This is a genomic window from Collinsella aerofaciens (assembly GCF_020709435.1).
GTDB classification, from domain to species: domain Bacteria; phylum Actinomycetota; class Coriobacteriia; order Coriobacteriales; family Coriobacteriaceae; genus Collinsella; species Collinsella aerofaciens_AU.
This window is the reverse complement of sequence record NZ_JAJFDP010000015.1, coordinates 1-25,336: the sequence shown is the minus strand read 5'-3', so window position 1 is coordinate 25,336 and position 25,336 is coordinate 1. Positions and strand designations below refer to the sequence as shown.

General features: G+C 58.9%; 21 protein-coding genes. 17 read left to right on the top strand and 4 right to left on the bottom strand.

What is annotated here, in order from left to right; translation table 11 throughout:
• Positions 1-116 precede the first annotated feature (116 nt).
• The 5 genes from LK493_RS08335 (at position 117) to LK493_RS08315 (ending at position 5,508) form a co-directional block, all read left to right on the top strand.
• Positions 117-836 (top strand): GntR family transcriptional regulator, encoded by a 720-nt coding sequence (locus LK493_RS08335; protein ID WP_217750741.1) that lies wholly within the window; start codon positions 117-119, stop codon positions 834-836.
• 306 nt (positions 837-1,142) lie between these two features.
• Positions 1,143-2,459, top strand: a complete 1,317-nt coding sequence (locus LK493_RS08330) for an ABC transporter substrate-binding protein (protein WP_195568732.1) — start codon at positions 1,143-1,145, stop codon at positions 2,457-2,459.
• Positions 2,460-2,546: 87 nt separating this feature from the next.
• Entirely contained in the window at positions 2,547-3,401 is an 855-nt protein-coding gene (locus tag LK493_RS08325) for a carbohydrate ABC transporter permease (RefSeq protein WP_055285610.1), read from the top strand.
• Positions 3,401-4,240, top strand: a complete 840-nt coding sequence (locus LK493_RS08320) for a carbohydrate ABC transporter permease (RefSeq protein WP_022095055.1) — start codon at positions 3,401-3,403, stop codon at positions 4,238-4,240. The genes LK493_RS08325 and LK493_RS08320 overlap by 1 nt, the downstream gene beginning before the upstream one ends.
• A 68-nt stretch (positions 4,241-4,308) precedes the next feature.
• Positions 4,309-5,508: an ABC transporter ATP-binding protein gene (locus tag LK493_RS08315; protein ID WP_227790703.1), complete on the top strand. Its 1,200-nt coding sequence runs from the start codon at positions 4,309-4,311 to the stop codon at positions 5,506-5,508.
• A gap of 296 nt (positions 5,509-5,804) precedes the next feature.
• On the opposite strand, the gene LK493_RS08310 is transcribed toward LK493_RS08315, so the two are convergent.
• The 3 genes from LK493_RS08310 to galE all read right to left on the bottom strand — a co-directional run bounded on the left by LK493_RS08310 (position 5,805) and on the right by galE (position 10,988).
• Positions 5,805-8,072 carry a glycogen/starch/alpha-glucan phosphorylase gene (locus tag LK493_RS08310; protein ID WP_227790702.1) on the bottom strand — a complete coding sequence of 756 codons (2,268 nt, stop codon included), beginning with the start codon at positions 8,070-8,072 and terminating at the stop codon, positions 5,805-5,807.
• A gap of 128 nt (positions 8,073-8,200) precedes the next feature.
• Entirely contained in the window at positions 8,201-9,718 is a 1,518-nt protein-coding gene (gene malQ, locus LK493_RS08305; protein WP_227790701.1) for a 4-alpha-glucanotransferase, read from the bottom strand.
• Positions 9,719-9,926: 208 nt separating this feature from the next.
• Positions 9,927-10,988 (bottom strand): UDP-glucose 4-epimerase GalE, encoded by a 1,062-nt coding sequence (gene galE / locus LK493_RS08300; RefSeq protein ID WP_006235870.1) that lies wholly within the window; start codon positions 10,986-10,988, stop codon positions 9,927-9,929.
• Between the two features lie 266 nt (positions 10,989-11,254).
• Here galE and LK493_RS08295 point away from each other — a divergent pair, with 266 nt between their 5' ends.
• Positions 11,255-12,460, top strand: a complete 1,206-nt coding sequence (locus LK493_RS08295) for a coiled-coil domain-containing protein (protein ID WP_006235871.1) — start codon at positions 11,255-11,257, stop codon at positions 12,458-12,460.
• A gap of 217 nt (positions 12,461-12,677) precedes the next feature.
• Here the strand turns inward: LK493_RS08295 and murB are convergent, their stop codons facing one another.
• A complete protein-coding gene (gene murB / locus LK493_RS08290) occupies positions 12,678-13,640 on the bottom strand; it encodes a UDP-N-acetylmuramate dehydrogenase (protein WP_227790700.1) in 963 nt (320 codons plus the stop codon).
• A 183-nt stretch (positions 13,641-13,823) separates the two neighbouring features.
• On the opposite strand from murB, the gene LK493_RS08285 reads away from it, so the two are divergent.
• From LK493_RS08285 to LK493_RS08235, 11 genes are all read left to right on the top strand, one after another.
• Positions 13,824-14,852 carry a LacI family DNA-binding transcriptional regulator gene (locus LK493_RS08285; protein ID WP_227790699.1) on the top strand — a complete coding sequence of 343 codons (1,029 nt, stop codon included), beginning with the start codon at positions 13,824-13,826 and terminating at the stop codon, positions 14,850-14,852.
• 204 nt (positions 14,853-15,056) lie between these two features.
• On the top strand, positions 15,057-17,585 hold the full coding sequence (locus LK493_RS08280) for a phosphoketolase family protein (protein ID WP_227790698.1): 2,529 nt from the start codon (positions 15,057-15,059) through the stop codon (positions 17,583-17,585).
• Between the two features lie 320 nt (positions 17,586-17,905).
• The gene (locus tag LK493_RS08275; protein ID WP_227790697.1) at positions 17,906-18,844 is read left to right on the top strand and encodes an AEC family transporter; all 939 of its coding nucleotides are present in this window, start codon (positions 17,906-17,908) and stop codon (positions 18,842-18,844) included.
• Positions 18,845-19,261: 417 nt separating this feature from the next.
• Complete coding sequence (locus LK493_RS08270; protein WP_227790696.1) at positions 19,262-19,750, top strand: hypothetical protein; 489 nt, start codon at positions 19,262-19,264, stop codon at positions 19,748-19,750.
• 38 nt (positions 19,751-19,788) lie between these two features.
• Positions 19,789-20,556: a GntR family transcriptional regulator gene (locus LK493_RS08265; RefSeq protein WP_035137744.1), complete on the top strand. Its 768-nt coding sequence runs from the start codon at positions 19,789-19,791 to the stop codon at positions 20,554-20,556.
• Positions 20,541-21,254: a GntR family transcriptional regulator gene (locus LK493_RS08260; RefSeq protein ID WP_035137743.1), complete on the top strand. Its 714-nt coding sequence runs from the start codon at positions 20,541-20,543 to the stop codon at positions 21,252-21,254. The genes LK493_RS08265 and LK493_RS08260 overlap by 16 nt, the downstream gene beginning before the upstream one ends.
• 193 nt (positions 21,255-21,447) lie before the next feature.
• Positions 21,448-22,563, top strand: a complete 1,116-nt coding sequence (locus LK493_RS08255; protein WP_227790695.1) for an SIS domain-containing protein — start codon at positions 21,448-21,450, stop codon at positions 22,561-22,563.
• Between the two features lie 59 nt (positions 22,564-22,622).
• Complete coding sequence (locus LK493_RS08250) at positions 22,623-23,684, top strand: SIS domain-containing protein (protein ID WP_227790694.1); 1,062 nt, start codon at positions 22,623-22,625, stop codon at positions 23,682-23,684.
• Between the two features lie 46 nt (positions 23,685-23,730).
• On the top strand, positions 23,731-24,150 hold the full coding sequence (locus LK493_RS08245; protein ID WP_035137739.1) for a PTS sugar transporter subunit IIA: 420 nt from the start codon (positions 23,731-23,733) through the stop codon (positions 24,148-24,150).
• A 56-nt stretch (positions 24,151-24,206) separates the two neighbouring features.
• The gene (locus LK493_RS08240; protein ID WP_099432286.1) at positions 24,207-24,689 is read left to right on the top strand and encodes a PTS sugar transporter subunit IIB; all 483 of its coding nucleotides are present in this window, start codon (positions 24,207-24,209) and stop codon (positions 24,687-24,689) included.
• Positions 24,690-24,747: 58 nt separating this feature from the next.
• Positions 24,748-25,336: PTS mannose/fructose/sorbose/N-acetylgalactosamine transporter subunit IIC (locus LK493_RS08235; protein WP_227790693.1), on the top strand; the 589-nt coding region annotated here is incomplete at its 3' end.

Genomic DNA, 25,336 nt, shown 5'->3' with positions numbered 1-25,336 from the left:
TTGGGCATGACAGAAGCCGTCAACGGTTAAATACTGTCGCTTTGCCGATAATCGGTTTAAACAACTTTAAGAAATGCTATCGTTCCTAGCCATACATATTCATTAGAGGTGAAGTCATGCCAAAAGCGATTTACGAAGGAATCTACCGCGAGATCCGTTCGCGCATCATTAACGGGACCTATGCGTTTCAGGAGATGCTGCCAACCGAAGCCGAGCTGACCGCGGAATTTGGCTGCACGCGCAATACCGTCCGCCGCGCTTTGAGCATGCTGGCCGACGGGATGTTTGTGCAGCCCATACACGGCAAGGGCGTGCGCGTTATTTGGCTTAAGGGCGAAACCGACATGTTGGGCGCACTCGAAGAGGTTGAGTCGTTTGGCGAGTTTGCAAAGCGCAACAATGCCGTTGCATCGACGGACGTTAAGTCTTTTGAACATCTGGTCTGCACCGAGCAACTCTCTCGTCGCCTGGGCTTTAAGGTGGGCGAGAAGTTGATTCGCGTGGTGCGCGTCCGTAGCCTTAACGGTAACGCTCGCCAGGTGGACCACGGCTATTTTCTGGAGTCGATCGCCAAAGGCCTGACACCCGAGATCGCCGCAAGGTCAATTTACGACTATCTGGAGCACAAGCGCGGCGTCAAAGTGATGGCGAGTCGTCGTACGGTGAGTGTCGAGCTCGCCAACGATGAGGACTGCAGCTACTTGGACCTTGGTAAGTACAACTGCGTCGCCGTTATGGAGAGCCAATCGTACACCTCGGACGGCATCTTGTTCGAGGTCACGCACGCCCGTACGCACCCCGAGATCTTCCACTACCGCGTCAATTCCAAGCGATAGCCGGCTAGCTCGCAGCCTGACGAGACTCATGCCCTCAAAGCGAAAACGCCCGGTCAAACCGACGATGCATCGGCTTGACCGGGCGTTTTCTCTATATTCGATAACAAATAATTGTTTATACAAAACTTGTCAAGTATCAAGTTGAAATTACCGTTCACCGATGTTTTTCTACCGCTCTAGTAATACTTGTTCAAACAACTAGCCAAATAGCGTATTGTACAAATCAGCAAAAGGGGCAAAGTCCCCGAGCCAATCTCCGAAGGCGGCGGCAAAGGGTGCCGCCACGGTGTGAAAGGGTGGATTGTAATGAAGAACGAAATGAGCAGAAGGCAGTTCCTGGGCTTTGCTGGTTCCGCGGCTGCGGTTCTTGGTCTGGGTCTCGTGGGCTGCGGTGGTTCTGCCGGCTCCGGCTCCTCTGCTTCTGGTGACGCTGCCGAGGTCTACTTCCTCCAATTCAAGCCCGAGGTCGACAAGGAGTGGAAGGAGATCGCCAAGGCCTATAAGAAGGAGAAGGGCGTCGAGGTCAAGATCGTGACCGCTGCCTCCAACACCTACGAGGAGAAGCTCAAGTCCGAGATGTCCAAGAGCTCCGCTCCGACCCTGTTCCAGGTCAACGGCCCCACCGGCCTTAAGAACTGGAAGGATTACTGCGCCGACCTGTCCGATACCAAGCTCCGCGGTGAGCTCATTGACGACTCCCTGGCTCTGCAGTCCGACGGCAAGGATCTGGGTATCGACTGGGTCCAGGAGAGCTACGGCATCATCTACAACAAGCAGCTGCTCGAGAAGGCTGGCTACAAGGCCGAGGACATCAACTCCTTCGACAAGCTGAAGGCTTGTGCCGACGACATCCAGGCCCGCAAGGACGAGCTTGGCATTGAGGGTGCCTTCACTTCTGCTGGCATGGATGACTCCTCCAGCTGGCGCTACACCACCCACCTCGCCAACCTCCCGCTCTACTACGAGTTCGAGAAGGAGCACAACCAGGAGGACGACGAGATCAAGGGCGAGTATCTCGACAACTTCAAGCAGATTTTCGACCTGTACATCACCGACTCCACCTGCGATCCTTCGCAGCTTGCCTCCAAGACCGGCGACGACGCCACCAACGAGTTCGCAACCGGCAAGGCCGTCTTCTATCAGAACGGATCCTGGGCCTACTCTGACCTCGTCAAGGCCGGCATGACCGACGATCAGATTGGCATGATGCCCATCTACATCGGTGTCGACGGCGAGGAGAACCAGGGCCTGTGCTCCGGCGGCGAGAACTACTGGTGCGTCAGCTCCCAGGCTTCCGAGGATGCCCAGAAGGCCACCGAGGACTTCATGTATTGGTGCGTCACTTCTGACACCGCCACCAGCATCATCGCTGACAAGATGGGTCTGACTGCCCCGTTCAAGAGCGCCAAGGAAACCACCAATGTCTTCTCGCAGCAGGCCGTCGCCATGGCCAAGGACGGCAAGAAGACCGTCGCTTGGGACTTCGTCTACATCCCCTCTGAGGAGTGGAAGAAGAACCTCAAGCAGGCTCTGATCGCCTATGCTGCCGACAACAGCAAGTGGGACGGCGTCAAGAACGCCTTCGTCGATGGCTGGAAGACCGAGAAGGCTGCTTCCGAGTAAGTAGTTGCTGCCCAAGCTATCTGATTAGCGACAGGGGGCGGGCAGACGTTGGTTTGCCCGCCCCCTGCATATTGAAAGGACCCTTCTATGGGCAAAGCACTCAAGCGCTGGTGGCCGCTCTTTATGCTGCCCACGTGCCTGGCGTTTATGATCGGGTTCGTGATCCCCTTTATCCAGGGCTTCTATCTCTCGTTCTGCCAGTTTATTACCATCAACAATACGCACTTTGTCGGTATCGAGAACTACGTGCGCGCACTGTCCGATCCGCAGTTTGCCACGTCGTTCTTCTTTACCGTGGCGTTTGCCTTCCTGTCGACGGTGCTCATCAACGTGATCGCCCTCGCCATTGCGCAGGCGCTCACCCGCAAAGCGCTCAAGGGCACCAATATCTTCCGTACGATCTTCTTTATGCCTAATCTGATCGGCGGCATCGTGCTGGGCTACATCTGGCAGATTCTGATCAACTGCCTACTCTCCAACGTGGGCGCCCAGCTCATTGCCCTTAACTCTGCTGCTGGCTTCTGGGGCCTTATCATCCTGACCCTGTGGCAGCAGGTCGGCTACATGATGATCATCTACATCGCTGGTCTGCAGTCCATTCCGTCCGACTACATCGAGGCCGCCAAGGTCGACGGCGCTACGGCATGGCAGACGTTTTGGAAGGTTAAGATCCCTAACCTGATGCCGACCATCACCATCTGCCTGTTCCTGTCCATCACCAACGGCTTTAAGCTGTTCGACCAGAACCTCGCCCTTACCGGCGGCGCCCCCGCGCACTCCACCGAGATGCTCGCCCTGAACATCTACAACACGTTCTATTCGCGTGCCGGTATCGCATGGCAGGGCATTGGTCAGGCCAAGGCGGTTATCTTCTGCATCCTGGTCGTGGCCATCTCCATGATCCAGCTTAAGGCCACGAGGTCCAAGGAGGTGCAGCAGTAATGAAACGCGATAAGGTTATCAACCGCGCGCTCTCGATTTTCTTTACGATCCTGTCGCTCGCGTGGATCTACCCCGTGTTCATGATTGCGCTTAATTCTTTTAAGAAAGCGACTGCAATCAGCACCACCACGGCATTCGATCTGCTCACGCCCGAGACGTTCAACGGCCTCGCAAACTACATGCACGCCCTTAACGAGCAGGGCTTTGCCTCGGCATTTATGTACTCGCTCATCATCACGGTCACGTCGGTCGTGCTGATCTTGGTGTGCTGCTCCATGTGCGCTTGGTACGTGGTTCGTGTCAACAACAAGATCTCGAACTTCTTCTATTACCTGTTCGTGTTCTCGATGGTCGTGCCCTTCCAGATGCTCATGTTCACGCTGTCCAATTTGGCGGACCGCATCGGCTTCAACACGCCGTTCAACATCTGCTTTATCTACCTCGGCTTTGGCGCGGGCCTGGCGGTCTTTATGTTCGCCGGTTTTGTAAAGAACATCCCGCTCGAGATCGAGGAGGCGGCCATGATTGATGGCTGCAACCCGGTCCAGGTGTTCTTTAAGATCGTCCTTCCCATCATGAAGCCCACCTATCTTTCGGTCGGCATCCTCGAGACCATGTGGGTCTGGAACGACTATCTGCTGCCCTACCTTACGCTCGACTCCACCAAGTACAAGACCATTCCTATCTTGATCCAGTACTTCCGCGGCGGCTACGGCCACGTCGAGCTCGGCCCCATGATGGCCTGCATCATGATGGTCGTTATCCCCATCGTTATCATGTACATCCTCTGTCAGAAGTACATCATCGACGGCGTGGTGGCAGGTGCCGTCAAGGGCTGATGCCGTAACTGTTTTGCAAGTTTCTGCGGCGCCCCTCAGCGCGGCGCCGCATATCGAAAGGTAAAGACATGGCCGAGATCGTTCTCAAACATGTTCAGAAGGTGTATCCCAACAACGAGTCCAAAAAGAAGGGCTTCTTTGGCAAAAAGAAGAAGACCGAGGAGAAGAAGCACAACCTCAAGGTTACCGAGGACGGCGTGCTCGCGGTGGAGGACTTCAACCTCACCGTGCATGACCAGGAGTTTGTCGTTCTCGTTGGCCCGTCTGGCTGCGGCAAGTCCACGACGATGCGCATGGTCGCTGGCCTGGAGGACATCACTTCGGGCGACGTGCTCATCGACGGCAAGCGCGTCAACGACGTGGCGCCCAAGGACCGCGACATTGCCATGGTGTTCCAGAGCTATGCTCTGTACCCCAATATGACGGTGTACGAGAACATGGCGTTTACGCTCGAGCTCAAGAAGGTTCCCAAGGACGAGATCGACCGCAAGGTTCGTTCTGCTGCCGAGATTCTGGGCATTACCGAGTACCTCGACCGTAAGCCCAAGGCGCTCTCCGGCGGCCAGCGCCAGCGTGTCGCTATCGGCCGCGCCATCGTGCGTGACCCCAAGGTCTTCCTGATGGACGAGCCGCTGTCCAACCTGGACGCCAAGCTTCGTAACCAGATGCGTGCCGAGCTCATTAAGCTGCGCCACGAGATCAAGGGCACGTTCATTTATGTTACTCACGACCAGACCGAGGCTATGACCCTCGGTGACCGTATCGTGGTCATGAAGGACGGCGTCGTCCAGCAGATCGCCACCCCGCAGGAGGTCTTCAACCATCCCGCGAACATCTTCGTCGCCGGCTTCATCGGCGTGCCGCAGATGAACTTCTTCGATGCCCAGCTGGTGCGCTCGGGCAACGGCTTTACCGTCAAGACCGAGGATATGAACGTGGCGCTCGCCCCCGAGACCTGCGCTCAGCTTGCCCTCAACTGGGACGGCGGCGACGTGAAGGAGATCACGGCTGGCGTGCGCCCCGAGCAGATTCTGCTTGCCGACAAGGACGAGGAGGGCGCGCTCCAGGGTACCGTCGAGGTGACCGAGCTCATGGGTTCGACCGAGCATGTCCACGTGACTGCTCCCGATGGCCAGTTCGTCCTGATCATTCCCGTTGTCGACCTTGAGGCCAAGGGTGCGCTCAAGGCGGGCGACCCCATCTGGTTCAAGTTCGAGAAGAACGCGACCCACCTCTTCGATAAGGTCTCTGGCAAGAACCTTGTCTAGGCCCGGTGCATCCGGGCCCTCCCTTTGGGCGACTGCGGTATTGCCATCCTTTTGCCGCGGTCACATATAAGGCTCCCCTCCCGTCCACTGGGCGAGAGGGGAGCCTTTCTTTGTGTTGGGGTTGTCTGGCCGGTCGTTTGTCTCGATCTGTAACGGGTAGGGCCGTTTTGATTGAGTAGTTGTTATAGATTGAGATTGTTTGGTCGAGTCGGGTCACAGGGTAACGTGCGGGCACAAAAAACGGAGCCGTGTTGCCACGACTCCGTTTCTCAGGAGGATGGGTAAGGGAAGCGAAATTAGTTCAGGTGCCAGATCTCGTCGTTGTACTGGGAGATGGTGCGGTCGGACGAGAAGGTGCCGGCGTTGGCGATATTGATGAGCGCCTTGCGCATCCAGGCGTCCTGGTCCTCGTAGTCGGCCAGCACGCGCTCCTTGGTTTGGATGTACTCCTCAATGTCGAGCAGGGCCATAAACCAGTCCTTGCCCTTAATGTCGTCGTGCAGGCGCTGCAGGCGCTCGGCGTTGCCGGTCGCCATAAAGGCGGGGTTGGTGATGAAGTCCACCAGCAGTTTAATGCCGGGCTTGCGGTAGAGCGCACCGGCGTCATAGGCGCCGTCGGCGTAGAGCTGCTCGACCTGTTTGGACGAGGCACCAAAGGTATAGATGTTCTCGTCGCCCACGAGCTCGGCAATCTCCACGTTGGCGCCGTCAAGCGTGCACAGGGTTAGGGCGCCGTTGAGCATGAACTTCATGTTGGAGGTGCCGCTCGCCTCCTTGGAGGCCAGGCTGATCTGCTCGGAGATATCAGCGGCGGGGATCACGCGCTCGGCGGCGGTGACGTTGTAGTTCTCGATCATGACGACCTGCAGGTAGGGAGCCACGTCGGGGTCGTTTGCAATCCACTGCGACAGCGTCAAGATCAGATGGATGATGTCCTGCGCGATAGTGTAGGCAGGCGCCGCCTTGCCGCCAAAGATGATGGTGACGGGGTGCTTAGGTCTGTTGCCGTTCTTGATATCGAGGTACTTCCAGATGATGTAGAGCGCGAGCATCTGCTGGCGCTTGTACTCGTGGATGCGCTTGACCTGGACGTCGATGATGGCGTTGGAGGGAATGGTCACGCCCTGCTCGAGCGCCATGAACTGGCGCATGATGGCCTTGGCCTCGACCTTGGTGGCGGCCAGGCGCTCAAGAACGTCCTTGTCGTCGGCGAACTTGGCGAGTTTGCTCAGATCGCCGGTGCTGCGCCAGTCGGTGCCGATCACATCGTCGAGCAGGCTAGCGAGCGCGGGGTTGGCCCCATGGATCCAGCGGCGGAAGGTGATGCCGTTGGTCTTGTTGGAGAACTTCTCGGGATAGATTTCGTAGAACGGATGAAGCTCGGTGTCCTCCAGGATCTTGGTGTGGAGGGCGGCTACGCCGTTGATGGAGAAGCCAAAGTGGATGTCCATGTGGGCCATGTGGACGGTATCGTGTTTGTCGATGATGGCGACGCGCGGGTCATCGTGCTCGGCCTTCGCGATCTCATCGAGCTTGACGATAATGTCGGCGATGGCAGGGGAGACCTTCTGTAGGCTGGCGAGCGGCCACTTCTCGAGCGCCTCGGCAAGAATCGTGTGGTTAGTGTAGGCGACCATGGAGCGTACGATGGTCACGGCCTCGTCAAACTCGATGCCATGCTCGGTGGTGAGCAGGCGGATGAGCTCGGGGATGACCATGGTGGGGTGCGTGTCGTTAATTTGGACCACGGCGTAGTCGGCCAGATCGTGCAGGTTGCTGCCGCGCTCGACGGCCTCGTCGATCAGGAGCTGGGCGGCGTTGCTCACCATGAAGTACTCCTGATAGATGCGAAGTAGGCGGCCCTGCTCGTCGGAATCGTCGGGGTAGAGGAACAAGGTGAGGTTCTTGGCGATCTCGGTCTTGTCGAAGTCGATGGAGCTGCCGGGGACCAGGCCGTCGTCGACGCTCGCCAGGTCGAACAAACGCAGGCGGTTCTTGGTGGGCTGGCCGTAACCGGGCACATCGATGTTGACGAGCTTGGAGGTAACGGCAAAATCGCCGAACTCGACGGTGTAGGAGCGGTCATCGTCGACTAGGATGTCCTGCTCACCGAGCCACTCGTCGGGGACGGCCTTCTGCTGGTTGTCGACAAAGCGCTGACGGAACAGACCGTAGTGATAGTTGAGGCCCACGCCATCGCCGGTCAAGCCCAGCGTGGCGATGGAATCCAGGAAGCATGCGGCCAAGCGGCCCAGGCCGCCGTTGCCGAGTGACGGCTCGACCTCGAATTCCTCGATCTTGTTGAGGTCGTGGCCTGCGGCGGTGAGCTGGTCCTTAACCTCGTCGTAGATGCCGAGGTCGATCATGTTGTTGATGAGCAGCTTGCCGATCAAAAATTCGGCGGAAATGTAATAGAGCTTTTTCTTGCCGTTGTTGAGCGGGCAGGTGGCAGAGCGCTCCTGCACGAGTTTGACCAGCAGCTTGTAAATGCGACGGTCGTCGAGCTGCTCGAGCGAGGTGCCAAAAGACTGCTCGGCGAGTTCCATGAGGTTAATTTGGGGCATGTTTTCTCCTGTGATGGGTTGTTTCATGTCTGCAATTCATAAGAAGCCCGCGCGAGGGGATTGGGGTGGCCTCGCGCGGGAAAAGCAAGCGCGTCCGCACGGTGGGGAGGGGCCGGGCGCGGTAGCTCCTATTGAGGAAGCTTGATTTCGGCTTCCGACGGGATGCGGAAGTAGGTCTCGGTCCAGTCGGTGAGTTTGTGCTCGAGCTCGCGGGTGATGGCGCCGTCGAGCATGCGCCAGGTCCAGTTGCCGCCCAGCGTGGCAGGGGTGTTGATGCGCGCCTCGTTGCCCAAGTTGAGCAGGTCTTGCATGGTGTAGATGCACGTGTCACTCACGCTGGCGGCGATGGTGCGATTGAGTGCATCTGCCATGGGTTCGCCGGCCTGCTGATGGGTGTACAGGGCTGCCTGCTCGCGTTGACGCGGGGTGGCCGTTCCCTCAAACCAACCGCGCGCCGTCTCGTTGTCGTGGGTGCCCACATAGGCGACGGTGTTGGCGATGTAGTTATGCGGCAGGTAGTACGAGTTGGTACCCTCAAAGGCAAACTGCAGGATCTTCATGCCGGGGAAGCCCGAGTTATCGCGCATGTCGATGACGCCGGGGGTGAGGAAGCCCAGGTCCTCGGCGATGATGGGCAGCGTGCCGAGCTTTTCCTCGAGCGTCTTGAAGAACTTGAGGCCGGGGCCCTGCGTCCACGAACCGTAGGACGAATCGGGCGAGGAGAACGGCACCTCCCAATAGGCCTCGAAGCCGCGGAAGTGATCCAGGCGGATGACGTCGTACATGTCGAGGGCGGCGCGAATGCGGCCCTCCCACCAGGAGAAGCCATCGGACTCCATAGCGTCCCAGTCGTAGATGGGGTTGCCCCAGTACTGGCCGGTGGCCGAGAACTGGTCGGGCGGCGTGCCGGCGACGCTCACGGGATTGCCGGCGGCGTCGATCTTAAAGAGCTCAGGCGTCGCCCACATCTCGACGGAGTCACGCGAGACATAGATGGGCAGGTCGCCGATGATGAGAATGTCGCGCTCGTTGGCATAGGCCTTGAGGCGGCTCCACTGGCGATCGAAGAAGTACTGCGTCATCTGGTGGTAGAGCATACGCGCCGGATGGTCGGCGCAGACCTTGGCGGAAGCCTCACCGCGGGTGCGGAGCTCCGCGGGCCACTCCCAAAACGCCTTGAGACCGCACTCCTCTTTGACGGTCATGAACTCACAGTAGGGGATGAGCCAGTCCTCGTTGGCTTGGATAAAGTCATCGAAATCGGCCGGCTTGTCGGCAGCAAAGCGCTCGGCGGCGCGGTCGAGAATCTGACGGCGGCCGCCAAAGATGGCACCGTAGTCAACGTTACTGGGGTCAGAACCCAGGTACACGCCATCGATATCGCGCTGCTCTAGATACCCTGCCTCGATAAGCTCGGCAAAGTCGATAAAGTTGGGGTTGCCTGCGCGGGCCGAGAACGACTGATAGGGCGAATCGCCATAGCTGGTCGTCGTAAGGGGCAGAATCTGCCAGTAATGTTGTTTGCACGAGGCGAGAAAATCGACGAAGTCGTAGGCATTCCAGCCAAAGCCGCCGATTCCGTATGGTCCGGGCAGAGATGAGACGGGCATGAGGACGCCGCTTGCACGCTCCATGAATGCGCTCACCAACCTTCTTGTTGCGGGGTCGGCCTGCCGATGGGTGTGCAGTCCGCCTCCGATGTTCTGATTCGATACGCCCATTGTAAAACATGTTGTTTAAACATGTACAGGCAAGATAAAAAAGTTGGTCGATTTTCGGCGAATGGTTACATGCCATGAAAAAGCCCCGACCTCACAACGTGAGATCGGGGCAAGAGCGGTATGTAGGTTTTTGCTACTCGGCGTCGGCGAAGCCGTTGGGGTTGTGGCTCTGCCAGTTCCAGCTATCGCGGCACATGTCCGCGATGTCGTACTGGGCCTTCCAGCCCATCATGCGCTCGGCCTTGGAGGCATCGCACCAGTTGGCAGCGATGTCGCCGGCGCGGCGCTCGCGGATCACGTAGGGCAGCTCCTTGCCACAAGCCTTGGAGAAGGCGGCGACGACCTCGAGTACCGAGGTGCCGGTGCCGGTGCCCAAGTTAAAGATCTCGACGCCGGTCTTGCCGTTCATCCAGTTAAGGGCGGCAACGTGACCAGAGGCCAGATCGCACACGTGGATGTAGTCGCGCACGCCGGTGCCGTCGGGGGTGGGGTAGTCGTTGCCAAAGACCTGAACGGCCTCGAGCTTGCCCACGGCGACCTGGGCGACATAGGGCACCAGGTTGTTGGGGATGCCCTTAGGGTCCTCGCCGATCAGGCCCGACGGATGAGCGCCGATGGGGTTGAAGTAACGGAGCAGCACGACGTCCCACTCGGGGTCGGCAGTGTGGACGTCCATAAGGATCTGCTCGATCATCCACTTGGTCCAACCATAGGGGTTGGTCGCGGGCTTCTTAGGATCCTCCTCGGTGACGGGCGGGTTGTCCGGGTCGCCGTAGACGGTCGAGGAGCTCGAGAAGATGATGGACTTGCAGCCATGGTTGCGCATGACGTCGATGAGCACCAGGGTGTTCTCGATGTTGTTGTGGTAGTACTCGACGGGCTTGCTCACCGACTCGCCGACGGCCTTAAAGCCGGCAAAGTGGATGACGCGGTCGATCTGATGGGTATCGAAGATTTTGTTCATCGCATCGCGGTCGAGCACGTTGGCCTCGTAGAAGGTGAGGTTCTTGGCGGCCTCGTCGCCCACGATGGTCTTGACGCGGTCGACGGCGACGGCGCTGGAGTTGGAGAGATCATCGACGATGACGACCTGATAGCCACCCTCGAGCAGCTGAACGACGGTGTGCGAGCCGATAAAGCCGGCGCCACCGGTAACGAGGACACAGGTGTCTTTGGGGTCGAGTGCTTTGGACATGTAGTCTCCTATCGAATCAGGAACACTTCTTCAGGGGAGTATAGCGCAGGCAGGGACGCCCAAATCGTGCGCTGTAGGAAAAGCAGAGGATTGTGCTAACGTACTCATAGAAGAGCTTGCGTACGCATAACCTGATCTTTGGCATTTGCTTACGAGCCGCTGACCTTGCAGTTTCCTGCCGTTCGTGGAAATCGTTGGGACGCGCCATATGTACGCTAATATGTATGAGTTGAGCGACATATAAATAAGCATGTAACGGAGTACATATGTCACCAAACAGCGATTCCATCCTTTCCCAGGAGCTCTCGCGCCGCACTGCCCTCAAGGCCCTGTTCGGCGCCGCTTCTGCGGCAGTTCTTTTTGGCCTGCCCGCTCGCGCCCATGCGGCGGAGGCTTCCAAAGAAACCACCGATAAACTGAATGCCGCCCAGGCCCAGCTCGACGAGGTTCAGGCCCAGCTCGACAGCATCGCAAATGAGTATGCGGCGCTGGCCAACAAGAATGCCCAGACCCTCAACGACATCGAGAATGTCCAGGGCAAGATTGACGACACGCAGGCCCAGATCGATGAAAAGAAGGCCGAGCTCAAGAAGAAGCGCAACGACCTTTCCGATCGCGTGGCCGCCAGCTACAAGTCCGGCGGCACGAACATCCTGTCGCTGCTGCTGGCCTCTGGCTCGTTTGAGGAACTCGTCGCCAACGCGCATTACGTTGAGAAGATCAACAAGAGCGACCGCGACGCCATCGAGGACATTCAGACCATCCAGGAAGAGCTCGATGCGCAAAAGACCGAGCTCGAGTCGCAGAAGGCCGACTTAGAGAAGCTCAAGGACCAGCAGACTGCCCAGATGCAGGACATGCAGGCCAAGCAGCAGGAAGTCCAGACGGTTCTGAACGGCCTCTCTGACGATGTCAAGGAGCTCATGGCTCAGCGTGATTCCGAGATTCTCGCTGCCGCCCAGGCCGAGGAGGCCGCTAGGAAGGCCGCCGCTGCCGCGGCCGCCGCGAACAAGAACAATTCCTACTCGGGTGGTTCGAGCTCGGGTGGCGGATCGTATGCGCCCGGAACTCCGCAGCAGAATGCCGGCTCGGGCAAGCAACAGGCCGTCGTCAACGCGTGCTACTCCACGCCTTCGCCGGGCCAGAACTGGTGCGCGGCGTGGGTTACCAATGTCTTCCGTAACGCCGGCGTTGGCTACTTTGGCGGCAATGCGTGCGACATGTTTAACGCCTGGTGCTATAGCTCCGACCGCTCGGCGCTGCAGGTGGGCATGATCGTGGCCGACTCATCGCATAGCGGCACGGGTGCTCCGGGCCTCATCTACGGTCATGTGGGTATCTACGTTGGCGGCGGCATCGTTATGAGCAACGAGGGTGCCATTACGTCTAAGTCGCTTGATTCGTTTATTAGCTTCTATGGCACTGGCTCTGGCGTGCGTTGGGGCTGGCTCGGCGGTATTGCGCTGTCGTAGCTGCGGCTTGGTCCAGGACAGTCCGAGAGGCATAAGGTTGCCTGCTCGGGCAGTCCTGCTCGCACGGAGAGCACATTAAGTGCTCTCCGGCTCGTGCGGAACTCGCGATCAACCTTATGCCTCTCGGACTGTCCCGGCCCTCTCGGATTCGGGGCGCGACACACCGGACTGGGTTATCTGAATAAATATGGTGAAGGCCCCTTTCGGGGCCTTCTTTTTATAAAAATTCGCCTACTCGGTGGACTTCGGGTTCTAGGTCTACGTCGAATTGGCCTTTGACGGTTGTTTGGATGTGGCGGATGAGTTCGTCAACGTCGGCGGCGGTGGCGTGGTTGGCGTTGACGATAAAACCGCAGTGCTTTTCGCTTACCTGCGCGCCGCCAACGGCGTGTCCTCGCAGGCCGGCGTCCATGATGAGCTTGCCGGCAAAGTAGCCCTCGGGGCGCTTGAAAGTGGAGCCGGCACTCGGCATGTCGAGCGGCTGCTTGTCCTCGCGGCGCTGGCGGTAGTCGTCCATGTCGGCCTTGATCATCGCGGCGTTGCCCGGAGCGAGATTGAAGGTGGCCGAAAGCACGATGAAGCCGTCGTCGGCAATGCGGCTCTTGCGATAGCCCAGGTTGAGCTCATCGACATCGAACTCAATGATATTGCCGCTGCCGCGGGTGCCGTCGTCGAGCTGGCGAGCGGGTTTGTAGACGCGCACGGACTCCAGCACATCGGCCATGCAGGCACCGTAGGCACCGGCGTTCATGTAGCAGGCGCCGCCGACCGATCCGGGGATGCCCGAGATGGGCTCCATGCCGGTGAGGCCGGCCTCGGCTGCCGCCGCGGCGACATCGGAAAGCAGCGCGCCGGCTGCCGCCGTGACGTGCGTGCCGTCGACGGTGATGTTGGAGAGACCTTCGCCCAGCGCTACGACGACGCCGCGGATGCCCTTGTCGCCGACGAGCAGGTCGGAGCCGTTGCCCACGATGGTGAGCGGCAGGTCGCAGCGATAGCAGGTATCGAGCGTGGCGACGAGGCCCTGCTCGGTATCGGGCGTGACAAAGACGTCGGCCGGGCCGCCGATCTTAAACGTGGTGTGCTCGCGCATGGGCTCGCTCATCAGTACGTTGTCCTCGCCGGCAACGCCAGCAAGCGCGCACAGCAGGTCCTCGTTAAAAAAATCGTTTTCGTGCATACTAATAGCCGCCTTTTGGTGGTCGTTGTCATCAATCGATTGCAATATACCCCACCCGGACGGATTTGGTGCGCTGGCGGCGATAAAACAGCCGTCTACCGGATTGGTAAAGTGTTTATCACCGAGGTAGAGGGTCGGTCGCTATACTTTCAAGAGATTGCGCGTAAACCTGGAAGGAGCGAGATGGCCAACAAAGTCACCCTCAAGCAGATCGCCCAGGAGGTGGGGCTTTCCCCCTCGTCGGTCTCGCTTGTTCTCAATAATCGGCCCTGTCGCATCTCGGAAGAAAACCGCAAGCTCATCAAGGAGGTCGCGGCGCGCAACCACTATGTCCCCAACCAGATTGCGCGTAGTCTGGTCATGCGCGAGTCGCGCACGCTGGGCCTTATCGTCCCTAACATCGAGAGCCGCTTTTTTGCCTCGCTCGCCGGTAGCCTGGAAAAGCGCTGCCGCGAGGACGGCTATGCGCTCTTCATTACCAGCTCGGGTGGAAGTGCCGACGACGATCTGGAGCTGCTGCGCCAGCTGGTAACGCGCGGCGTTGATGGCGTCTTCCTGGTTGTGGGCGACGAGTTCTCCGACGACCGCGCCCTGCGCGAAGAAGTCAGCCATCTGCCTATCCCTGCCGTGATGGTCGACCGTGCCATTGAGGGGCTCGAGTGCGACAAGGTGATGTTCGACCACGAGATGGGTGGCTACATGGCCACTCGCTATCTGATCGAGCAGGGCCACCGTCGCATTGCCTGCTTGGTTAACGCGCGCCGTTCCAATACGGGGCGTAAGCGACTTGCCGGCTATGAGCGCGCGCTGCGTGAGGTTGGCCTGCCTATCGACGCACGTTTGGAGTTTGAGAGCGAGTACTACATTCCGAGTGCATACGAGGCCTCGGAGGCGGTACTCGCAACCGACGCCACCGCCGTGTTCGCAAGCTCGGACAACATTGCCCTCGGTCTGCTCAAGCGCTTGCACGAGATGGGGAAGAGCATTCCGAGCGATATCTCGGTCGTAAGCTATGACAACTCGGCGGCCGACGTTCTCTTTGAGCCGGCGCTGACCGCGATTGAGCAGGATCCTGGTGTCCTTGCGGAGCATGCTTTTGGCTGCATGTCCAAGCGTCTTGCCGGTAGAGGCGGTAGGCGTGCCGAAGAGGTCGTTCTGGAGCCGGCGCTTATCGTTAAGGGCAGCGTTCTCGAGCTTACTAAACACAACTAAACACGTTTATCAATTTGCAGAGACTGAATGTGGAACACCTGTGACAGGCAATACCGCAGGTGAATGTCTGCTTTTGCCTTTCCAGATGGCAAATCAGGATGCTAAAACGTTTTTTCAACATGATAAAACGTTTTAGCAAATATACTAGTCCCAACGAATGGTTGCCGTATTGGAAGGCGACCGCACAGCGAAGGGACATAAACAATGGCTAAAACACTGGGGACGCCGTGGCAAAAGCTGGGCCACGAGGTACCGGCTTCCGAGCTCGAGGGCGTCGACCTGTATTGGCGCGCATCGAACTATCTGTCCGTCGGTCAGATCTACCTTCGCTCCAACCCGCTGATGCGCAGCGACTTTGTCGACGAGAAAACCGGTGAGGTGCGCGACTTTGGTCGTCCGGACGTTAAGCACCGCCTGGTCGGTCACTGGGGCACCACGCCCGGCATCAACTTCCTGTTCGGCCACGTCAACCGCCTCATCGCCGATCACAACCAGAACGCCATTTTCTTGATGGGACCGGGTCACGGTGGCCCCGCCGGCACCGCCCAGTCGCTGCTCGATGGCACCTACCGCGAGATTCGCCCCGACATCACCAATGATGAGGCCGGCCTGCAGAAGTTCTTCCGCCAGTTCTCTTATCCCGGCGGCATCCCGAGCCACTTTGCGCCCGAGACGCCAGGTTCCATCCACGAGGGTGGCGAGCTCGGCTACACGCTCAGCCATGCCTACGGCGCCGTCATGGACAACCCGAGCCTGCTGGCCGTGGCCGTGGTGGGCGACGGCGAGTCCGAGACCGGTCCGCTCGCGACTTCTTGGCAGTCCAACAAGCTCGTGAACCCGGCAACCGACGGTATCGTCCTGCCGATCCTGCACCTCAACGGCTATAAGATCGCCAACCCCACCATTCTTGCCCGCGTGTCCGACGAAGAACTCACCAAGTTTTTTGAGGGCATGGGCTATAAGCCGCACTTCTTTGTCGCCGGTTTTGACGACGAGAGCCATGCAAGCATCCACAAGCGTTTCGCTGTCCTGTTTGAGCAGGTCTTTGACGAGATTTGCGACATCAAGGCCGCCGCACGGGCCCAGGCCGTCGCAGGCGAGACCGTGGTCCGCCCGGCCTATCCCATGATCGTGTTCCGTACGCCCAAGGGCTGGACCTGCCCCAAGCACATCGATGGCAAGAAGACCGAGGACTCCTGGCGCGCACATCAGGTGCCGCTGGCGAGTGCCAAGGACACCCACGAGCACTTCCGCGTGCTGCGCGAGTGGCTGCGCTCCTACAAGCCCGAGGAACTCTTTACACCCGAGGGCCAGGTGCGCCCCGAGGTGACGGCCTTTATGCCGACCGGCGAGTTGCGCATCGGCGCCAACCCCAATGCAAACGGCGGCAAGGTGCGCCGCGAGCTCGAGCTCCCCGATATTCACGCCCACGAGGTTCCCGTCGCAAGTAAGGGTCACGGCTGGGGCTCCACCGAGGCCGCCCGCGTCTTTGGCGAGTACACCGCCGATGTTCTGGCCAAGAACATGGACGACTTCCGCATCTTCGGTCCCGACGAGACCGCGTCCAACCGCCTGCAGGCTGCCTACAAGGTGACCAAAAAGCAGTGGGATGCCGGCTTCTACGAGGACGAGGCCAACGACGAGCTGCTGGCCGGTTCCGGTAAGGTTGTCGAGCAGCTGTCCGAGCACCAGTGCGAGGGTTTCCTCGAGGCCTACGTGCTCACCGGCCGCTCGGGTGTGTGGAGCTCCTACGAGAGCTTTGTCCACGTGGTCGATTCCATGGTCAACCAGCACTGCAAGTGGCTCGAGGCCACCAAGCGCGAGATTCCGTGGCGTGCTCCCATCAGCGGCCTCAACATTTTGCTGTCGAGCCATGTCTGGCGCCAGGACCATAACGGCTTCTCGCACCAGGACCCCGGCTTTATCGACCTGCTGCTCAACAAAGCCAACGACACGCACATCGTGAACGCATACTATCCGGCCGACGCCAACATGGCGCTTGCCGTTGCCGAGCGCGTCTACCAGTCCACCGACTGCGTCAACGCCGTCTTCTGTGGCAAGCAGCCCGCCCCCACCTTCCAGACGGTCGACGAGGCCAAGTCCGAGCTCGCCGAGGGCATCGCGACCTGGGAGTGGGCGTCGACTGCCGACTCGCTCGCCGAGGCCGACGTCGTGGTCGCCACCTGTGGTGACGTGCCGACGCTCGAGGCCCTGGCTGCAACCGATATGCTGCGCAAGCTGGGCATTAAGGTGTGGTTTGTCAACGTGGTCGATCTGCTCAAGATTCAGAACGTCTGCGAGAACGATCAGGCCATCAGCGATGAGCGCTGGGCTGAGCTGTTCGGCTGCGGTGAGAAGCCCGTCCTCTTCGCCTTCCACGCCTATGCCGGTACGATTCGCCGCCTGATCTGGAACCGCCCCGGCCACGATGCCTTCCGCGTCCACGGCTACGAGGAGAAGGGCTCCACGACCACGCCGTTCGACATGCTGCGCCTGAATAACATGGACCGCTGGGCCCTGGCCGCCGACGCGTTGCGCATGGTCGACGCCGATAAGTTTGCCGAGCAGATTGATGAGTGGGAGGCATTCCGCACCGAGGCCTTTGAGTTCGCGTGCGATGAGGGCTACGATCACCCGGCCTTCACCGACTGGGTCTGGCCCGACGCAGCAGCTGCAACCGCTGCCGACGGCGCACTCTCCGCAACCCAAATGACCGCTGGCGACAACGAATAGCATCCGGGACGGTCTCGCGCTGGGGCCTGCTCCGGGCGGGTGCCCTTCCTCGGGGAAGTGGGCTTCGCGAACTTCCCCGAGGAAGGGCACCCGCCCGGAGCAGGTCCTCTCGGCCGTTTCGTTTTGCGGGGCTGAAAATTTTTAATGCAATGGTGGCGTTGCTGATGCTGCCCTGGAGACTGCGCATCTAACTTTGGTCAGCTAGGATTACATTGCCGGGGCCGGGGCGGCCTGGTTAGGTTTGGGAAGTTCGCGAAGCCCACTTCCCAAACCTAACCAGGCCGCCCCGGCCCTCGTGGAATAGCTAAGAGGGGGAGTAGATGAGCTTTACGAGCGTGGCGTTGCAGATGGTGACGGTTTCTTTGCCAATCCTGTTGGGGTGGTGTATCTCCAAGCTGGGGTTTATGAAGGCCGAGTTTGAACGCGAGCTGTCGCGTCTGCTGCTTCAGGTGGCGTTGCCGTGCTTGGTGCTTTCGTCGGCGCTGGGTGACGATGTGCAGCTGCCGAGCGTTGCCGATACGTTTTCGCTCATGGGTTTGTCTATTGTCATGTATGTGGTGGCGATCGTAATCGCGTTTGCCGTTACCGCTGTCCTTCGTGTGCCTAAGGGAACCGAGTGCTCGTATCGCTTTGCCGTGCTCTTTGGAAATGCCGGTTTTATCGGGTTTCCGGTTGTTCAGGCGGTGCTTGGCAAGCAGGCGCTGCTCTATGCTTCGATTGCGCTCATCCCCCTCAACATATTTATGTTTACCGTCGGTGTCATGCTCTTTAGTGGCACACGAGGCGGCCTGAAGAAGCAACTGCGAAACCTTGCCGCTTGCTGCAAAAACCCCGGCCTTATCGCGAGCCTTGTTGTGCTCGTGATCGTGTTGACGGGTTGGACCGATTGGGGCGTGCTGGGCGATTCGATTTCCATCGTGGGCACCATGACCACCCCGGCGGCGCTGCTACTCATGGGTTCGTCTATTGCCAAGTATCATCCGCTCGATATGCTTACCAACTGGCGCGCCTATGTCGCCGTTGCATTCCGTTTGGTTATCGTGCCCGTGGCGTGTCTTGCCGTGGCTCGCGTGTGGCCGGGCATGACGTCCATGTTTATCACAACACTCGTCCTCGAGATGGCAATGCCGGTTGGCAGCAACGGCACGCTGTACTGTCTCCAATACGGCAAGGACGCACGCCCCATGATGCAGTGCACCTTCCTGTCGATCATCTGCTCCATCTTGACGATCCCTCTCGTAACCATGCTGTGCGGGTAGCGGATAGCATCCGGGACGGTCTCGCACTGGGGCCGCCTCCGGGCGGGTGCCTTCCTCTGAGAAGTGGGCTTCGCGAACTTCTCAGAGGAAGGCACCCGCCCGGAGGCGGCCCTCTCGACCGTTTCGATATGCGGGGGCTGATTTTTTTAATGTATTGGGGACATGGCTGTTGCTGCCTTGGAAACAGGAAGTCTTACTATGGCTAGCCCGAGATACATCGCCGGGGCCGGGGTGCCTGCTTTGTTTTGAGAAGTTCGCGGAGCCCACTTCTCAAAACAAAGCAGGCACCCCGGCCCTCGCCCGTACACTTTTCCGCTGAGCGCGTGATTGCCGCCGTGTACCGAAGGGTTGCCGTTGCAACTTCAAATTGGTGCTATATTCGGCTTGAGTTGTTTAATACTAGTACGGGAGGCTGATATGGGGCTGTTCAAGAAGAAAAACCCGCAGGATGCCTTTGATCCCGATGTGTTTACCATCACGGATACGATTTTGGACCCGCCGCGGTTTACGTTTTTGCCGGCTATCTACCAAGATGCCACGCATCGCAAATGGGCCGTACATCAGCGCGGCGGCGAGCCGAAGATTTTTGACTATGCGGACGTGCTGCAGTGCGAAGTGGCCGAGTCGGGCGATCCGGAGGCCGAAGAAGCGGTCTCTAAACAGGAATTTGCCCAGCGTATCCTGGCAAATCCTGCCAAGGCAGCAAAAATAAATGCTGCCAAGCGTAATATGTGTCTTGGTATGGGCGTTGTTGTGGCGGTTCAGACGGGAAAAGACGAGGTTTCCAAATTAGAGATTCCCGTTATGACCGACGAAGTCAAACGCGATTCAAGTCTATATAAGTCGTATCGGAATGTCGCCGAGAAGATCAAGGCAGAATTTGATGCCATGGGAGGGCTGGCCTAATTTTCGCGGCATACGTTTCTGAATGAGGAGTCTGTGCAATGGCAGGCGAATCTTATGCAATTCCCCCCAAAGATCATGCTGTTGAGGGAATTCTTTGGTATATCCAGCACCATCAGCTTGCCGGCGGCGATCGCCTGCCGGCCGAGCGCGTGCTGTGCGAAGAGATTGGCGTTTCGCGTACGGCGTTGCGTGCCGGTATCACGCGGCTTATCTCGTGTGGAACGCTCGAGAGCCGTCGCGGATCGGGCACGTATGTGTGTCCTCCCAAGCCGCTGAACATCTTCCAGGAAACGTATAACTTTTCCGATGCTGTGCGGACTGCCGGCCTGCACCCCTCTTCTCGTCTGGTTTCCACCGGGACCATCGAGGCGGATGAGGCGCTTGCCGACAAGCTTGGGGTGGCTGTAGGCGCTCCCTTGCTCCGCATGCAGCGCGTTCGACTTATTGAGGGCGAGCCGGCGTCAATCGAGACCGCTCACGTTAACCTGTCCCTGTGCCCATCGCTTCCCGAGCACGATTTTGAGTGTGAGAGCCTTTACGATGTCTTGCTCAAAGAAGGTGGCGTGCGCGTTGAGCATGGACGTGAGCATATCTCCATCTCGCGTTTGAACGTCGAAGAGGCCGAGCTGCTCCAGCAAGAAGAGGGAACGCCGGTGTTCTATGAGAGCTCGATCGAATTTGATAAGGACATGCGTTTTGTGGAGCATTGCAAATCGGTGATTTTGCCCACAAAGTTCCGCTTTGCCGATAACGGCGAAGAGAACGGCATGAGGAGCGTGGCAGGTGAACAATGGCTGAAACAGTAGATGCCACCCCGGTTTATATGCGCATTCGACGCTGCATCGAGGAACGTATCGAGCGCGGTGCATATCCCACGGGTTCCATGATTCCGTCCGAAAAAGACCTCGCCGAGGAATTTGGTACGACACGCTTGACCATCCGAAGCGCTGTCGATGAGCTGGTTCGGCGCGGGCAGATTCGCCGTGTTCGGGGAAAAGGTGCCTTTGTGGCGCAGAAAGTACCTGCTTTTTTTGAACGCACGGTCGGTTTCCGTGAATCGGTCCGTGCTTCGGGCGGCGAGCCGTCCGTCCGTATTCTCGCGCGTTCCAAGCGTTATGCGGGGCCATATTACGCCGACCTGTTTGGCATCGCCGAGGACGACCTGCTCTATTCCGTTCGACGCCTGAACTGCATAAACGGTAGCCCCGTATCGATTGAGACGGCGCTGATTCCCTGCCTGCTGTTCCCAACCATCGAAGATATTGACGTGTCGGTCTTCAGTTTGTACGAGACCTATGAGATGCTGGGCCGAAAGCCAGTCATGGCACAGGAAAAGCTCGATATCGAGGCACTGGGCGCACGAGATGCCGGCCTCCTTGGACTGGAACAGGGCGATCTTGTTTTGCTTTTGGAATGCGTGAGCTATGACGCGAGCGGTCAGGCTATCGAGTATGTAAAGTCCTTCAATCGTGGCGATACGGGCGGCTACACCTATACGTACTAGCTGGTATTTTGTGAATAACGGCTGGGAAACTAACCAGTTTTGATCGTTGGGTCAGCTGTATATACAACCTTACATGGCTCAAAATCGACCGTTCGCCGAAGGGGATAAATTAATCGACAAAGAGGTATCAAAAAGCCGTAACCTGTAACTGTGATTGGTATCAAATACTAATGATTTGTTACGAGGTGAGACGATGAAGATGCTCGATTACGTTCAGCTTGCCCATGTGCGTATGGGAGAGAACCTCGAGCGTTCGTCTGAGCTGGTAGCGCAGCTCGTTGATATTTTCCAGTCCGGTTCTTTTGACGCGCTGCGCATCGTTGCTTCGGGTTCGTCGCGCCATGCTGCGGATTGCGCCCGCGATTACCTGCAAGATGCGCTGCAGATGCAGGTGTCCGTTGTGACGCCCGAGGCCTTCGTCGATTTTGAACACACCTATCCGCAGCATGCGCTCAACATCGCCGTCTCGCAGAGTGGCTATTCGACCAATACGATTGCGGCGCTCGATTACATGCGCGCACACGATATGGCTGCAGTTGCGCTCACGGCAAACGTCGAGGCGCCCATCAAGGAGCACACTGACATCGTTCTTGACTACGGTGTGGGCGTCGAGTCGGTGGACTTTGTGACTCTGGGCGTTGAGGTTCTCGTTGAGTACCTGGTGCTCTTTGGTATTTACGGCGGTCAGGCGCGCGGAACGATTGACGCCAAGGGCGTTGCCCAGCGTCTTGACGACCTGCGCGAGGCTATCCATGCCAATGCTGTGATGTGCAAGACCGCCGAGGCATATGTCCAAGACCACATGTTCGAGCTTTCTGAGCACACGCCCGCCATGGTCGTCGGCAACGGCCCCAACTACGGCGTTGCCGAGGAGGCGGCGCTCAAGCTGAGCGAGACCATCAAGATTCCTGCCATGCATCACGAGGGCGAGGAGTTCGTTCACGGTCCCGAGATGCAGATCGTTCCGGGCTATCTGGTGTTTATCGTCGACGATCCGCAGGGGTCGGAGCGTCTTGCGAATATCGCCGATGCGCTATCGAACGTTACGGCAAAAACGGTGCTGCTCACGGCCCATCCCAGGGGTAAGGCTCACGAGGTTGCGGTGCCTCAGGTGGCTCCGCTGCTCAGCGCAATTCCCAATTTGGTGTTCTTCCAGACGATTGCGGCAATGATTGCCGAGCGTCTGAAGTCATGGGACGTGCACCCGTATCTTGATGCCGTCTCCAAGCAAATGGAGGTCAAGGCAGAGGGCTACGAAGAATCAGTCAATGCGCTTAAGGCCAAAGCGGCCGAGTGTTACGGAATGTAAGCGGGTTTGATGCCCGTTGGCATGGGGGATGTGAAGACAACCCCAGAAAGGAGAGACAAATGAAGGAAACCGAGAAGATCGAGATCATGCATTTCGACCAGGAGGGCTATCTCGAGGACGGCAAGGCGCTCTACGAGACCGGCAAGAAGATGACCGCGCTCGCCGACAAGGTCGCCGACGAGGGCTACGACGCCGTGTTTCTGATGGGCGTCGGCGGCACCTGGGACGAGCTCATGCAGCTCGAGTACCTCATGAACAAGTTCGGCGACCGCGACCTCGAGGTCTACCTGATCCACGCCGCCGAGTGGAACGTCATGGGCCACAAGCGCATGACCGAGAAGTCCGTCGTGCTCACCGCCTCCGAGTCCGGCACCACCCCCGAGGTCCTCGAGGCCGTCAAGAAGATGAAGGACATGGGCGTGCGCGTCTACGCCATGACCAAGCCCGAGGGCCCCATCGGCCAGGCTGTCGGTGCCGAGAACTGCGTCGCCATGGCTTCTGATCATGGTTCGGGCGGCTGCGAGAAGGGCTACTACCTCGCCGACTGCTTCGGCCTGCGCCTGCTCAACCGCCGTGGCTGCTTCCCGCAGTTCGATAAGTTCATCGAGCAGACCAAGGACATCTGGAAGGACATGCTCGATATCCGCAAGCGCTTCGAGCCGCGCGCCGAGGAGCTCGCCAAGAAGTACGCCCTGGCCCCCTACACCATGTTCATCGGCTCCGGCGCCCTGTGGGGCGAGACCATCCTGTTCTCGATGTGCATCCTGGAGGAGATGCAGTGGAAGCGCACCCGCTACATCACCTCGGCCGACTTCTTCCACGGCACCCTCGAGCTCGTGGAGCCCGGCGTCCCGGTCTTCCTGTTCATGGGCGAGGACGAGAACCGCAAGCTCGACGAGCGCGTCCGCGCCTTCCTGACCCGCGGCGTGACCGGCGACACCGACATCAACATCATCGACACCGCCGAGTTCGCGATCCCCGGCCTTGACGACGAGTTCCGCGTCATCGTCTCCCCGTGGATTCTGACGGTGCTCGTGACCGACCGCCTGGCTCGCTACTACGAGACGGTCACCAAGCATAACCTCAAGTATCGTCGCTACTATCACCAGTTCGACTACTAAAGAAAACGGGTGCGGGAACGTGCCGGGCTATTGAGAGGAACACAGAATGAGACAGTACATCATCGCCAGCCATGCGCACTTCGCTACCGGCATCAAGGAGAGCGTCGAACTGCTCTCGGGCGCTCGCGACAACGTCCACGATCTTTCGATGTTCGTCGATGGCCGCATGGACGTGGCCGAGGAGGCCCAAAAACTGCTGGCAGGCATGTCTGCTGACGATGATGTCGTTGTCTGCACCGACCTCTTTGGCGGCAGCGTCAACAACGAGTTCACCAAGATCGTCCAGACGCGTCCCCGCACGTACCTCGTTACCAACATGAACCTTCCTCTCCTCATCCAGCTGCTGTTCTCTGACGAGTCGGCGCCGGTTGAGGAGACGATTCGCGCCATCGTCGCTGCGGACGATACGCGCGTGAAGTTTGTCAACGATCTTTTGGTCGATGACGACGAGGAAGAAGAGTTCTAATCCGCAGCACCTACTGACACGCCGTAAGACGGCACAAGACCTTTGGGGGTCACATTATGATTCAGCTACTTCGCGTTGACCATCGCCTGCTTCATGGCCAGGTTGCAGTTTCCTGGGTTCAGGGCCTTGGCTCCAACTGCATCTTCTGCGTGGGCGATAAGGTCGCTAATGACCCGGTGTGGAAGACGACGCTTAAGATGGGCAAGCCTGCCGGCTGCAAGCTCGTCATCAAAGATATGGAGCATGCAATCGAAGCTATCAACTCGGGCGTGACCGACAAGTACAAGATGATCATCTGCGTCGCCACTATCGCTGAGGCAAAGCAGCTTGTTGAGGGCTGCCCGCAGATCAAGTCGGTCAACCTGGGCAACACCAAGCCCAAGGACGAGAAGCGTCCCGATGCTCGTCAGGTCTCTCGTCAGATCTTCCTGACCGCGGCCGAGGAAGCCGATGTGCGCGAGATGCTGGATCGTGGCGTTGAGGTCGAGATTCGACCCCTGGCCGATGACCCCAAGGTTGACTGCGCCAGCGTGCTCTAGGCGTTCAATTTCGAAGAGTCTGAGCTCTTCGTAGTGTCCTATTAGGAAAGGGGGATATATGCTTACCCAAGCAATCCTCATCGGACTTATCGCCGCATTTGGTAAGTTCGACTGCCAGCTCGGTACGCTCTACGCGTTCCGCCCCATCGTCCTGTGCCCGCTCGTGGGCCTGGTGCTGGGGGACCTGCAGTCCGGCCTCGCGATCGGTGCGAGTCTGGAGCTGCTGTTCATGGGCTCGATCTCCATCGGCGCCTACGTGCCGCCTGATGAGACGATCGGCGGCGTGCTCGCCTGCGCCTTCGCTATCCAGCTGGGCCAGAGCACCGAGGCAGCCATTGCGCTTGCCATGCCCATCGCCACGCTGTGCCTTGCCATCAAGAACATCCTCAACGCCGCCCTGCCGATCCTGGTTGACCGCGCTGATGTCTTCTCCGGCCAGGGCAACCTTAAGGGTGTCTATGCGATGCACTTCCTGATCGGTGCCACCGGTATCATCATGGCGTTCCTGCTGTGCTCGCTGTCGTTCTATCTGGGTGCTGACGCCATCCAGGGCCTGCTCGACTTCATCCCGCCCTTTGTCCTTGCTGGCTTTGGCGTTGCAGCCAACATCCTGCCTGCCATGGGCTTCGCCATGCTCGGCCGCCTGG